General features: G+C 53.7%; 13 protein-coding genes. 7 read left to right on the top strand and 6 right to left on the bottom strand.

What is annotated here, in order from left to right; all coding sequences use genetic code 11:
* Positions 1-244 precede the first annotated feature (244 nt).
* The 7 genes from F9C28_RS18580 to F9C28_RS18550 all read left to right on the top strand — a co-directional run bounded on the left by F9C28_RS18580 (position 245) and on the right by F9C28_RS18550 (position 7,759).
* Positions 245-919, top strand: a complete 675-nt coding sequence (locus F9C28_RS18580) for a transporter (RefSeq protein WP_233149169.1) — start codon at positions 245-247, stop codon at positions 917-919.
* Positions 920-1,253: 334 nt separating this feature from the next.
* Entirely contained in the window at positions 1,254-2,120 is an 867-nt protein-coding gene (locus F9C28_RS18575; RefSeq protein ID WP_199016781.1) for a MurR/RpiR family transcriptional regulator, read from the top strand.
* A gap of 123 nt (positions 2,121-2,243) precedes the next feature.
* Entirely contained in the window at positions 2,244-3,143 is a 900-nt protein-coding gene (locus F9C28_RS18570) for an ABC transporter substrate-binding protein (protein ID WP_199016780.1), read from the top strand.
* The gene (locus F9C28_RS18565; RefSeq protein WP_199016779.1) at positions 3,124-4,173 is read left to right on the top strand and encodes a FecCD family ABC transporter permease; all 1,050 of its coding nucleotides are present in this window, start codon (positions 3,124-3,126) and stop codon (positions 4,171-4,173) included. The genes F9C28_RS18570 and F9C28_RS18565 overlap by 20 nt, the downstream gene beginning before the upstream one ends.
* 17 nt (positions 4,174-4,190) lie before the next feature.
* A complete protein-coding gene (locus tag F9C28_RS18560) occupies positions 4,191-4,943 on the top strand; it encodes a heme ABC transporter ATP-binding protein (RefSeq protein ID WP_199016778.1) in 753 nt (250 codons plus the stop codon).
* A gap of 7 nt (positions 4,944-4,950) precedes the next feature.
* Positions 4,951-5,613 (top strand): O-methyltransferase, encoded by a 663-nt coding sequence (locus tag F9C28_RS18555; protein WP_199016777.1) that lies wholly within the window; start codon positions 4,951-4,953, stop codon positions 5,611-5,613.
* A 172-nt stretch (positions 5,614-5,785) separates the two neighbouring features.
* On the top strand, positions 5,786-7,759 hold the full coding sequence (locus F9C28_RS18550) for a TonB-dependent receptor domain-containing protein (RefSeq protein ID WP_199016776.1): 1,974 nt from the start codon (positions 5,786-5,788) through the stop codon (positions 7,757-7,759).
* A 217-nt stretch (positions 7,760-7,976) separates the two neighbouring features.
* On the opposite strand, the gene F9C28_RS18545 is transcribed toward F9C28_RS18550, so the two are convergent.
* The 6 genes from F9C28_RS18545 to F9C28_RS20420 form a co-directional block, all read right to left on the bottom strand.
* Positions 7,977-8,249, bottom strand: coding sequence for a hypothetical protein (locus tag F9C28_RS18545; protein WP_199016774.1), 273 nt, complete (start codon positions 8,247-8,249; stop codon positions 7,977-7,979).
* Positions 8,250-8,390: 141 nt separating this feature from the next.
* Positions 8,391-9,038 (bottom strand): hypothetical protein, encoded by a 648-nt coding sequence (locus F9C28_RS18540; protein ID WP_199016771.1) that lies wholly within the window; start codon positions 9,036-9,038, stop codon positions 8,391-8,393.
* A 67-nt stretch (positions 9,039-9,105) separates the two neighbouring features.
* Entirely contained in the window at positions 9,106-9,339 is a 234-nt protein-coding gene (locus tag F9C28_RS18535) for an AraC family transcriptional regulator (RefSeq protein ID WP_199016769.1), read from the bottom strand.
* 94 nt (positions 9,340-9,433) lie between these two features.
* The gene (locus F9C28_RS18530) at positions 9,434-10,474 is read right to left on the bottom strand and encodes an amidohydrolase family protein (RefSeq protein ID WP_199016767.1); all 1,041 of its coding nucleotides are present in this window, start codon (positions 10,472-10,474) and stop codon (positions 9,434-9,436) included.
* Between the two features lie 492 nt (positions 10,475-10,966).
* Positions 10,967-11,515 carry an ankyrin repeat domain-containing protein gene (locus F9C28_RS18525; RefSeq protein ID WP_199016766.1) on the bottom strand — a complete coding sequence of 183 codons (549 nt, stop codon included), beginning with the start codon at positions 11,513-11,515 and terminating at the stop codon, positions 10,967-10,969.
* A gap of 44 nt (positions 11,516-11,559) precedes the next feature.
* Positions 11,560-12,546, bottom strand: coding sequence for a catalase (locus F9C28_RS20420; protein WP_199016782.1), 987 nt, complete (start codon positions 12,544-12,546; stop codon positions 11,560-11,562).
* Between the last annotated feature and the right edge of the window lie 84 nt (positions 12,547-12,630).

Here is a 12,630-nt window from a genome sequence, read left to right as displayed (position 1 = left end):
TCGGCGAAGGTGAGTTGATGGCTCATGATGTCCCTCTGGGATGCGCTCCGGATGAATATGATGATCTCATATCAGGAACTTGTTCGCACCTTCCTTAGATAGTCAGATATATAATACCCTGTTTAAATTACCTCACTCGCCATAGCTCGTTACGTTAAATCACGTCATAAAATGAGCACAAAGTGAAAACAATACGACATATATATTACTTATCATGCCATTTTTAACAGAATAAGTGGCGGCGATGTCTATTCTAAAAAGCTTTCTTTTTTTCCTTTGTGCCGCAGCGGCAGCGGCTATTCCCGTGTTTTTGTTATGGGTCGATATTCACGTTTTCGCTGATGATGTCCCGGAAATATCACTGACAGAGATCGTTCAGGAAACCCTGCTGGGATGTATTGTGGTGATGCATTTCTGGCTGGCAAAAAAATATGACACCCAGCGCTACTGTAATATTCTGATCGGCGGTTTTTTCCTCGCCATGCTAATTCGCGAACTGGACAGCTTTTTCGATTTATTCTTCCACGGCAGCTGGGTATGGTTCGCCCTGTTCACCTCGTTCTTATCGTTATGTCGCCCGCTGCGCCACTGGAATAAAACCCTGGCGCAACTGACGCATTATACCCGGACACCTTACTACGGGATCATGATGAGCGGCCTGCTATGTGTACTGGTGTTTTCGCGTCTATTCGGTATGCAATTCATATGGCATGCCGTACTTAATGACGGCTATATAAGAGTACTTAAAAATGCCATTGAAGAATGCAGCGAATCATTCGGCTATGTTCTCTGCTTTATGGCCTCCGCAGGCAGCTACTGCCATTTCCGGGCAATGGCCCGCCAGCCTGCCCCGGTCACTCGCTCACATCCACAGCCGGGCAATATCACCACGCCAGCCAGCGCCTCCAGCGCCGGTTAACCCCCAGCCCGGGATGCGCGACTAAGCCGGTGATTGCCCCCCGGGCCATCACCACCGGGCCTTTTATTTCCCCCGCTGACAATCGGCCCTTCTGCCACTACAGCAATGCCGTGGCATAATATCACGTTGATATTGCTACGCTTATTAGTGTAATGCCGGCTGGTTACGACAATAAAACGGCATATTTCTGACAGTTTCCTGCGCGGAATAATCGATTGACTACTACCGGACAACCCAGCACTATCCATCTGGTAATGAGATTCATTTACACTTTTTTTAATTGCAACACCCAACGCCAGGGAATACCAACAGGGCCGGTATAACGATGCGAACAGTGAATAAAACACATTGTAACAACGATATTTACGGCGAACGCTTGCGGGCGCGTTATCATCAGCTCCCCCCCAGCCAGCACGCGGTGGCGCGCTTTATTGATGAAAACCGCGAAGAGGTATTACACCACACAGCACTGGATATTGCGGCAGCCACGCACACCTCTGACGCCACCGTAATCCGCACGGTAAAAACCCTCGGTTTTGCCGGGCTGCGGGAGCTGAAAAATATTATTGGCCACTCGCTGGCGCCAGCAGCAAACCTGACCGAATCCATGGCGATAATTGCCCGTGATGTGAATGCCGGGATCGATCGGGTACTGGCCACCAACCACCTCGTGTCAGAACTGCTGTCCCGCCCGGATAACCGGCACGCCATCACCCTGGCCGTGGCGTTAATTAGCGATGCCAGCAATGTGGCGGTATTAGGGCTTGGCAACTGTAGCGCCCTGGCAAAATACAGCGCGCGAATGTTTGGCCATGCCGGGATTCATGCCCTGGCGATCAACCGTTCGGGGGTGCGGATGGCGGAACAGCTCTGTCGCCTGCAGTGCAGCGATATGATGCTAATTATCGCCGGGCAATTATCCGCTTATGAAGAGCTTTCCGGCCTGCGTGAAGCCAAACGGCTGGGTATACCCGTGGTAGTAATAGATTACGCCAGTAATACCCGGTTAAATAAAGAGGCCGATGCCGTGATAACCATTCCCTGCGCCCCGGCCAGTAATGGCCTGAATCCACATAGCCCCATCATGTTATGTCTGGACATGTTGTTATTATCAGTTGCTGAAACTCGCGCCCAGCACACCATAAATACACTAAAACAAATAAATGATTTGCACCGAAAAATATCGCGCCATAACAGATAAATAACCGCGCCATAGACAACACCATAATTAAATAGCGGATGCTGAATTAACCCCTTACCGCTAATAATACATTAGCAGCAATATAGTATAACCAATATGCGTAACTTTTTGATTAGTGGATGTTTGGCATTATTCCTTTGCCAGAATGCAATAGCCACGGTGGTGGATCTCTCCGGGGCACCGGCTTACCCGGCGATATACCGCCCGGTGGAGAGCCCACCGGCCACCACCACGCCGGATCTGGTCTTACTCGGGATAGATTTAGTAGAAATCACGGTGGCCCTCGGCATGGCAGATCATATTCTGGCGCGCCCGGCCCGGGTGGATTTACCGGGGATAGCCAACACGCCACATAAAATCCGCGACTGGGCTGGGGTGGAGGGCGTGCTGGCACTGCGTCCGGGGAAAGTGGTGGGCTCCAGCGTGGTCAATATTAAGTTACTTAATGGCCTGCAGCCCTTCGGTATTACCACAAAAATGGTGGATCGCACGCTCCCCGCCAGGGAGAAAATCAGACGTATGGCCGCATTACTGGGCCATCCTGAGCGGGGGGAGGCCCTGGTAGCCTCTCTGGATCAGGACTACCGCGAAGCGCAGACATTCCGGCTCCCGGGGCAGAGACCGCTGCGGCTAATGCACCTTTCGCGGATTGGCGCCGGTAATCACTTTACCGCCGGTGGGCGGGGCACCGCAGTGGATAATTTAATCCGCCGTGTCGGCGCCATAAACGCCACGGCGGAGATAGGTAATGACCGCTATACCCCGATTACGCCGGAAGGCATTATTGCCGCGGCGCCGGATGTCATTATTGTCTCGGTCGATGAACTGCCCGCCCTGGGCGGGGCAGACACTATCTGGGCAACGGTGCCGGGCCTGAATATGACCCCGGCGGGACGCCAGCATAATTTAATTATTATGCGTGATCTTCAGGTCCGCGCCGATGCGGCATCCAGCGGGATTGCCACCCGAACGTTAGCAAAAGCACTGAAGGATATGGTGTCCGATGACCATCACAGTCTGTAAACCCGCAGCCAACGCGCACTGGCGCTGGATAAGCCTGTTCGTGGTGCTGGCCGGTTTTGGCGTGGCGCTACTGGCCAGTATCACCACCGGGGCGGTGTCGCTGTCGCTACAGGAGACCTGGCAGGCGCTGATGAGCCCATTATCCCATCGCCCGCTGTCCGCCACGGAACAGTTTCATGCACAGATCGTCTGGGATTTACGGCTCCCGCGGCTGTTCACCGCCATGATCGTCGGTGCCAGCCTGGCAACTTGTGGGGCGGCCATGCAGGGGCTGTTTGGCAATCCGCTGGCGGATCCCGGCATTGTGGGGGTGTCCAGCGGGGCCTCACTGGGGGCGATTATCGTGGTGGTGTTGCAGCTATCGATGTTCGGCTCCTGGACACTGCCCCTGGGGGCCTTTTTGGCGGGGATCGCCACCACGGGGGTGATTTACGCCATTGCCCGGCCCGGTAAAACCAGCCATGCCGACGCGAGTTTGTTGCTGATCGGCATTGCTATCAATGCCATCTGCGGTTCGGCCACGGGCTTTCTGACCTATCTGGCCAGCGCGGAGCAATTGCAGAATATTACCTTCTGGTCCATGGGGTCGCTGGCCTCGGCAAAATGGCTGACCGTGGGCATTACCCTGCTCCCCGCCATCGCCGGGATTGCTCTGCTGATTGCCTGGTCCACGCCCCTTGATCTGCTGGCGCTGGGAAACCGCCAGGCGCGCCATCTGGGGGTAGATGTACGCGCACTACAGCGGCGGCTTATTTTTATCACCGCACTACTGGTTGCCGCCGCGGTATCATTTAACGGCACCATTGGCTTTGTCGGCCTGGTGGTCCCCCATCTGGCGCGTTTACTGGTCGGCCCGGGGCACCGCAAGCTGATCCCCAGCGCCGCCCTGGGCGGGGCGCTGCTGGTGATACTGGCCGATATTGCCGCCCGAACCCTGGATGCACCTTCAGAGTTACCGATTGGCATGATTATTGGCTCACTCGGCGGCCCGTTTTTTCTGTGGATGATGTGGCGTAAGCGCCAGCGCTGAACGCCGGGGAGATAACGATGATTCGTACTGACAATCTGTCATTATCGGTGGCGGGAAAGCGCCTGCTGAACCGGATCACCCTGCACTGTGCACCAGGGACGTTAACCGCCCTCGTCGGCCCTAACGGTGCGGGAAAGTCGACATTATTGTCGGTGATGGCCGGCGATACACCGCCCTCAGACGGGACCATCACCCTGGCCGGGAAAGCCCCCCAGCACTATAGCCTGCGCGCGCTGGCGCAGCAGCGGGCGGTATTTCCCCAGAATACCCGGGTGCATTTTGGCTTCCGGGTCGCCGAGGTGGTGGCCATGGGCAGAGCGATGCGCGATCTGCCGCCGCATACCGATGCCGACGCCATTAACCAGGCCATGCAGCGCGCGGAAATTAGCCATCTCGCCCGGCAGGACATTCAGACCCTGTCCGGTGGGGAGCTGGCCAGAACGACGTTTGCCCGGGTACTGGCCCAGCAAACGCCGGTTATCCTGCTGGATGAACCCACCGCCGCGCTGGATTTACGCCATCAGGAAAGGCTGCTGGCCACCCTGAAAGATCTGGCAAGCCAGGGGACGACAATCCTGGTGGTGCTGCACGATCTTAATGTCGCCGCCGCATACGCCGACACGATTGCCATATTGCAGGATGGCCGCCTGATTGCCGCCGGCCCCCCCCAGGACGTATTAACACGTGAGCGGATCGCTACCGTGTATCAGCAGGATGTCTGCGTTATTACCCATCCTGAACGCCACTGCCCCGTTATCTTGCCCTATTAAGGATATAATGATGTCGATACTTTATTCTCCTCCCGTTGCTGCGGTTATTAACCGGGAACATGCCGCCGCCAAAATACAATCTGAAATACGGGAAAAGCAGCGCCAGCTGGCCGGAGCCAGCCACGGTAGTGCTGATTTCAGATCGTCTGAACTGCATAAAACCCATTATTTGTCGGTGGGCCCAAAACAGGGACGATTTTTATACAGTGTTACCCGGGCCAGCCGGGCCAAAAATATTGTCGAATTTGGCACCTCCTACGGCATTTCAACCCTGTACCTTGCGGCGGCGGCAGCGGAAAATCAGGGCCATGTGATCGGCAGCGAATATCACCCGGAAAAAGCCCGCAAAGCCCGCCAGAACCTGAAAGACGCCGGGTTAGACTCGCTGGCCGTCATCAAAGTGGGGGATGCCCGTGAAACCCTTAGCGACCTGGCAGGGGAGATTGATCTGCTCTTTCTCGACGGCGACAAGACGCTGTACCTGCCGATGGTAAAAATGCTGGAGGAGCGCTTTCATCCTGGCACGCTAGTGATTGCCGATAATATGGAACGGGATGCAGAAATTACCCGGGACTTTGCAGAGTATATTGGCCGCACCGACGGTAATTTTGTCACGTCAATGTTTCGCTTTAAACGCAGTCGTTTTAGTTTCTCCATCGTTATTAACTGATAATAAATAAAAAATATCTTCGCTGTTATTTCGCGAACATTATCATCTGACGTAATTTAAACGGATGACATGTGATGCTATTCATTAATTTCATCTGGGTGAAATTTTTATTATGCATAAACTTAATACAATCACTACGCGGCGTTTATTATTAACCTCCGCAGCCTCAGTTTTGTTATCTTCCGGCGTTTATGCGCAGGACGAATCGCCCACCGGCAGCAACGGTGATAATTATGTTAGTGACAAGCAAGAAGATACCCTGACCGTCAGCGCCGCAGGGTTTCCACAACAAATAGCCGATGCACCGGCAACCCTGTCGGTGATTTCTGCTAAGGAGATTGAAAATCATGGCTACCGCAATATTACTGATGCGCTAAAAAATATCCCCGGCGTGTCGATTGAAAACCCCGGCGGCGGGAAATTAAATGCCCAATCGGTAACCATCCGGGGGATGACGGAACAATACGTACTATTTTTAATTAATGGTAAACCGGTGGGCGATACCGAACAGGCTTTTTATAACGGCTGGGGAAGCGGGCAAAAAACCAATTCGCTGCCGCCAATGTCAGCCATTGAACGTATTGAAGTTATCCGTGGGCCAATGTCATCACTGTATGGTTCCGCTGCCTCCGGTGGGGTGGTCAATATCATCACCAAAACCCAGTCAGAAAAATGGAGCGGCAGCGTCACCACCGAAGGCTCCCTCACCGAGAGCCGCCACTCCGGGAATACCGGACTGGGGAAATTTTACCTCAGCGGCCCGCTGTGGGGAGAACATCTTGGGCTGTCCCTGTACGGCTCGACAATGCACCGCAGTGAAGATAGCCAGCCGCTCGGTTATCCGGAAACCCGTAACCAAAATCTGGGCGGCACCCTGAGTGCAGTACTTACCGAACACCAGAAGCTGGATCTGGACGTCAGCCATAACCACCAGCAATACGATCGGACAGCAAAAAGCGATCCTAAGTCTAGCTCGCCAACCGGCACCAGTAGCGATACCGACCGCCTCACCCTGAGCCATAATATTCGCTGGAATGAGACCACCGAAACCCAGAGTTTTTATACCCGGCAACACGTCGAAACCCGCGAGAAAAAGAGCGCGAATAACCCCGGTTCCAGTTCAGACTATCGCCAGACCAATCTCAATAGCCGGACGCTCTTTAGCATAGGGAATAATAATGCCGTGCTGGGCGCGGACTATCTGTATGAAGAAATAAACCACGCCCCGGGGCGTTTCCCCGGCTCCAGACAGACCGATCTGGATCGCTGGCAATATTCCGGCTTTGGTGAGAATGAATGGCGTATTACTGATGATTTGGCCCTGACAGTAGGCCTGCGCTACGACAAGAACCAGAAATACGGTTCGTATTTTACCCCCCGGGGTTACCTGGTCTACCACCTTGACGAGCATATTACCCTCAAGGGCGGGGTCAGCACCGGTTATAAAACCCCTGCCCTGAAACAGGCCAGCAGCGATATTGTGGAGAATGCGGCCCGGGGACGCGCCTGGGATATGGGCAATGATAACTTAAAACCGGAACGCAGCACCAACTATGAGCTGGGTGCCGTCTGGGATGGTGCCCAGGGAGTACAACTGGGGGTGACGACCTATTACACCCGCTTTACCGATAAAATTGATCGCCGGGAAATTTGTTCCACCGCAAAAGGGAAACCCGCGAGCTGCTTTTATAACGGGGATTACCGGCAGTCTATTCGCCAGTATGTTAACGAAGACGGCGCCGATCTTTATGGGGTGGAAAGCACCCTGACCTTCCCGATCGGTGAGGTGAATGCCAGCCTTAATTATACTTACCAGCGCAGTAAAATTACCGGCGGCCCGGATGACGGCAAACCGTTTAGCGACCTGCCGCGCCAGATGGCAAATCTGACCCTCGACTGGGACGTAACCGAGAGCATTAACCTGTGGAGCAGTACGCGCTATCGCGGTAAAACCCAGCGCACCGGCAATAACACCACCACCCCGTCTTATATGATGATGGATATGGGCGCCAGCTATCGTTTTGTTAAATATGCCAAAGTGTACACCGGCATTTATAACCTGTTTGATAAGCAAATCTCAGAAGAGGGCTACGGCAAAGTCCTCGATGGGCGTTCATATACCCTGGGGCTCTCCGCTGACTTTTAACCCCATCGGGAGCGCCATAAACGCAGCCCGTCTCCCGGCCAGGCCAGCCGGGGGACGGGTATTTCCAGCGCCAGCAGGTGAATAACGGCAAAATACCGCAACGAGGGTATTCCTATCGCGTTAACCCGTGCAGCACTCACCTGAAATAAACCAGCCAACATATTTACCATCCGCTAATGCATTGAGTTTTATTATTTTGTTGTTCAGGGTGATAACCTTATTGCCATCGGGGAATATACGTCAGCGGCTTGTCGCAGTGGGTAGCATTCACCCCGGCATCCCTGATGGCCTGGACTTTTAAAACACACTCCCGCAGGGTGCAAAATACCACCAGGATAACCGCAAGAATAACGGCGATTTCGCTCACTATGGTCAGCACCATTTTTCTGCTGGCGGGAGCGCGTTTTTTCTGCGCCATAGCGCCCGCGGCGGTGATAGCGCGATGACATTGCCGGGCCGCGCCGGGCAATAAATGAAGTATCGGAGACATCCATGAACTCCTGTTATTTTCTGCCGTAGCCCAGGGCTACGGACAGCATCCTGTTATGACGATATAAATCTGTTGCTGAATTTACTATCCACTCTCACAGAAAATTTGTCTGTTTATGCGCAAGGTATAATAAAATACCGGTCAGGCACCTTCCATCACCGCGCTACAGGTGAGATCGCGCGGGGACGCTGGCGCCAACCACCGGGGCTGTTTATCTTCCTGAGGTAATCCATCATCGTAAACCGGAATATCCAGATGCAGCGTAAACTCAGGCACTTCAGTATCCTGATGGCTCATCGCGACAATACTTTCAATAAAATACTCGCCTATTTTCCTGAAATGCATCTCATTTAACAGATAGGCATGGGCCTGCATTAAGAAATAAAAATAGTTCCGCCCATCGCCCTGGTAAATAAATCGTGCATAATTACCGGCAGGTAAAAGCGCTGTATTACGTCCAGAAACAGGCTGGCTAACGCCAGTACCGACATATTTATCGAACGAGATATAGTGTTTACTTTGGTTGCTGCGTACGTGAGTGACGGCAAGCCTGGCGTACTCCCCGTACTTGTGTAAATAATCACGCTGGATCTGCCGGGAGAAGCGCAGATAATCCTGCTCACCGATGGATGCATCGCAGTTCAATATATCATTATCCCCCCGACAGCAGATCGCCTCGCGCTGAATAATCACCGGTGTTTTAAGCTCCACCGGGTGGTACAGGCTAATTGGCGGGGTAAAACTACGATTGAAAAAGCGCGGGCTTTTACGGTATTGCGACGGCGGCACACCGGTATTTTGGGTAAAGAATTTGGTAAACGACGCATTGCATTGAAAATTATAATCAACGGCAATATCAGCCGATTTTTTTGGTGCTGTATTTCAGCTCCATCATTGCCCGGGTCAGGCGCCGCATTCGGATATATTTCCCCAGGGTGACCCCGGTAAAATATTTAAACATGCGCTGAAAATGCCACGGGCTATAGCCGGACTGGGCCCCTATCGCCTCGATTGATAAAGGTTCGGTGAGGTTTTCTTCAATCCAGACCAGGGTTTCAGCCACAACCTGCTTCGCGAATTTATTGTACATACTAAATGTTTACTCCCATCCATGAGTTACTGCCCTGAAAGACACCGCCGCATCCGGTTCCCCCTCTTCGGCGGTGTTTTCGTCAGCGTTCCTGTTACTGAGGCTGCATGTTAAACAGCGTTTCGGCATTGCGGTGCGCGATTTTTTCTTTATCCTGCTGGCTGATTGGCGCCGTTTCCAGAAAATCACGGGCGCCTTTATTGGTGAGGTACGGATAATCGACGGCGTAAATAATCCGATCCACCCCGACCACATCCAGCGTGAACTGCATATGTGGCCGGTTCAGCATACCGCTCGGCGTAATATAAAAATGCTGGATAAAAGTGTCGGTGATGGTGCGTGTCAGGCCGGTGACTTCCTGGGGCAGCGCTTCATCCATCCGCGCCAGATAGAACGGCACCATTTCGCCCCAGTGCCCGGCGATAATTTGCAGCCGCGGGTATTTATCGAAGACTCCGCTCAGGATCATGCGGATAATTTGCACCCCGCCTTCGGCGTGCCATCCCCAGCCAAACATCGATAGACGGGCGCTCACGTCCGCAGAGAAGCCGCCGTAATACGGTTGTTGCACGGCCGGTAACGGCACCCCCGGGTGGGTGTAAATCGGGACATTCAGCGCTTCGGCGGCGGCCAGCACCGGCCCATAAAACGGATCGTCCAGGAACGTGTTACCGGGGCGGCCCGTCAGAAGCGCACCGCAAAACCCCAGCTGGGTGACTGTGCGCTCCAGCTCCCGGGCAGCGGCATGTGGGTCTGACCACGGCAGCGTCGCAAACGCGCCGAAGCGATCGGGATGGGCCGCAACGGCAGCCGCCAGCCGGTCATTGGCCGCCCGGGTAAGCGGGATAGCCTGTTCAGGATCGAGCAACTGCGGTGAGTTGCTATAAGAGAGGATCTGCATATCAATGCCGCAGGCATCCATATTGGCCAGACGCTGCTCCCCCATATCTGCCGCCCGGGTGATCGCGGTCTGGGCCCCCACCAGGTGTGGAAAGTCCTGGCTCAAGAGTTCAGGGATATCGCGTGAGGCCTTAACCCAGTCCATAAAGTACGGCGATTCTGCCTGGCTACGCTGCTGACAGGCACGGGCAATATCCGGGTCGGAGACATGCTCTTCAATGGTGATAATTTTCATTATGACTTCCTTATTCATACGGTTAGCCATTTTCAGCACCTGATCCCACACGCTGGAGAGGACCGGTGATTCTATGACATAACCCATATGACTGCCGGTAAACCCGGCACGCGGACAAGAAAACTGGCGGGCGTGTTGGTGAGGTGGGGAAATCTCAGCGATTCAGGGTGGAAGCAGGCTCACGCGCGCGGCCCCCTGACGGAGAGCCGCAGCCGATATCCCTTCGCCATCACCTTACGCCGCAGATGGCAATCACTGAGTATTCACGCCGCCGTCTGGTGGGTCCAATAGATAAAACAGAGTAATCAATCAGATTTACTGATTGATTGCCGATGTGAACCCTCGCCACCTGACGGGATAACCGTGACAGCGGCGCCGTATCGGCGGTAATGTGTCAGCAGAATAGTGACTGGAAAAGACGCGAAGACGATGAGAAAACCCGGCACGAGATGCCATGTGCGCTATCTCGTGCCGGGTAGGCAGTTAAGGTAATCAACCGGCATGTTGCTGCTGTTTGATCCAGTTAGCCAGTTCCTGATTGCCCTGGGATTCCGCCAGCGAGGCCGCGGTATTTCCTTTCGCGTCTTTAATATCCAGCCGGGCCCCCTTCGCGACCAGGTGTTGTAAAAAGACCTTATGGCCAAACAGCGCCGCATACATTGCCGCCGTCTGCCCCTGGGGATTTTGCAGGTTAATCTGGGTACGCGAATCGGCCAGCAAGATATCCGCGGCCTTAGTATCGCCCTTAAATGCCGCCCCCATCAGCGCCGTGCGGCCATGGTTATCGGCCCGGTTAGGATCTGCCCCCTGGGCTAACAGGTAGCGGGTCACCGCTGGCTGATCATGATAAAGGGCTAGAATCAGCGCCGTGTAGCCGCTGTCATCAGATTCATTAAGATTGACCCCGGATTTGGCCAACGCCTTAATGGTGGCCAAGTCCCCCTGGCGGGCCGCCTCTCCCAGCCGCTCGTCCATGGCAGCAACTGCCGAAGTCGAGATCAACAGTGCCGCCAGAACGCCCGATAAATATAGTCTGTTCATTCGCAGTGACTCTGCCCACCAAAGGTGGGCAGCTCCTTGATGGGTTAATCTTTTAATTTGTCCGCCAGCGCCTGGATGGTTTTCACATCATCTTTTGTCCAGTTGGCCAGCCGGGTACCGTAGGTCGCGTTCGCCTTGTAGAAGTGGCTCAGCATGGCCTGGCGCACTGTCGGGTTTTTCACTTTCTTGAGTTCACCCCCCAGGGCTTCAATCAGGTCATCCTGCTGTTGCGGGGTCAGGGAGAGGTAATAAACACCGGCCTGCTCGAAGTTATCGGTTTTCGCGATAATCTGCTGCTGCGTGGTACCGCTCAACGCCGTTTGCGTTGCTTTGTACTGCGGATTATCGGTGACGGCACCCGTTTCAACAGAAGGCTGATAGTTTACGTCTCCTTTGGTATGTTCCTGGTTGCCATAACCATCCTGGTTATAGTTATTTACCGGTACCCGTGGCCGGTTGATCGGTAACTGCTGGTAGTTTGACCCCAGGCGATACATATGGGCATCGGCATAGGAGAATAACCTCCCCTGCAACATGCGATCTTCGGAAGGCTCAATACCCGGAACCATATTCGACGGATCAAAAGCGACGGTTTCAGTGGTCTGGAAGAAATTATCCGGCACTTTATTCAGTGTCAGGGTACCCACTTTAACTTCCGGCACATCCAGCCAGACCTTAGTATCATCCAGCGGATTATAACGGAAGTTGTTCAACTCGCTGGGTTTTAAGGTTTGAATATAGAGATCCCAAACCGGGAAATTACCTTTCTTCAGGTTGGTATACAGATCATCTGTCAGGTTATTAAAATCTTTGCCCTGCTCTTCCTGAGCCTGATGAACATTGTATCCTTCATTGCCCTGGCGGCTCTTAAAGTGAAACTTCACATAAGTCACTTCGCCTTTGGCATTAATCAATTTGAAGGCGTGGACGCCCCAGCCATCCACTTTACGATATGACGAAGGGATCCCGCGAAAAGAAAAGATCCGCGTCAGCATATGGGTACTTTCAGGCTGATGACGGCTTTGTTGAATAAATCGAACTTTTAGCCGAAATTAGGATCAGATCACCACACTCCTGACCCTGTAGCGACATCCTGTGACAAAGCAAAAGTTCAA

This window comes from Shimwellia pseudoproteus, from assembly GCF_016415625.1.
GTDB classification, from domain to species: Bacteria; Pseudomonadota; Gammaproteobacteria; order Enterobacterales; family Enterobacteriaceae; genus Shimwellia; species Shimwellia pseudoproteus.
This window is presented reverse-complemented; position numbering and strand designations above follow the sequence as displayed.

Bases quoted from the DNA above. Each gene is read 5' to 3' on its own strand.
- F9C28_RS18580 (WP_233149169.1), top strand. From the start codon at position 245: ATGTCTATTCTAAAAAGCTTTCTTTTTTTCCTTTGTGCCGCAGCGGCA.
- F9C28_RS18565 (WP_199016779.1), top strand. From the start codon at position 3,124: ATGACCATCACAGTCTGTAAACCCGCAGCCAACGCGCACTGGCGCTGG.
- F9C28_RS18560 (WP_199016778.1), top strand. From the start codon at position 4,191: ATGATTCGTACTGACAATCTGTCATTATCGGTGGCGGGAAAGCGCCTG.
- F9C28_RS18555 (WP_199016777.1), top strand. From the start codon at position 4,951: ATGATGTCGATACTTTATTCTCCTCCCGTTGCTGCGGTTATTAACCGG.
- F9C28_RS18545 (WP_199016774.1), bottom strand. From the start codon at position 8,249: ATGTCTCCGATACTTCATTTATTGCCCGGCGCGGCCCGGCAATGTCAT.
- F9C28_RS18535 (WP_199016769.1), bottom strand. From the start codon at position 9,339: ATGTACAATAAATTCGCGAAGCAGGTTGTGGCTGAAACCCTGGTCTGG.
- F9C28_RS18530 (WP_199016767.1), bottom strand. From the start codon at position 10,474: ATGAAAATTATCACCATTGAAGAGCATGTCTCCGACCCGGATATTGCC.
- F9C28_RS18525 (WP_199016766.1), bottom strand. From the start codon at position 11,515: ATGAACAGACTATATTTATCGGGCGTTCTGGCGGCACTGTTGATCTCG.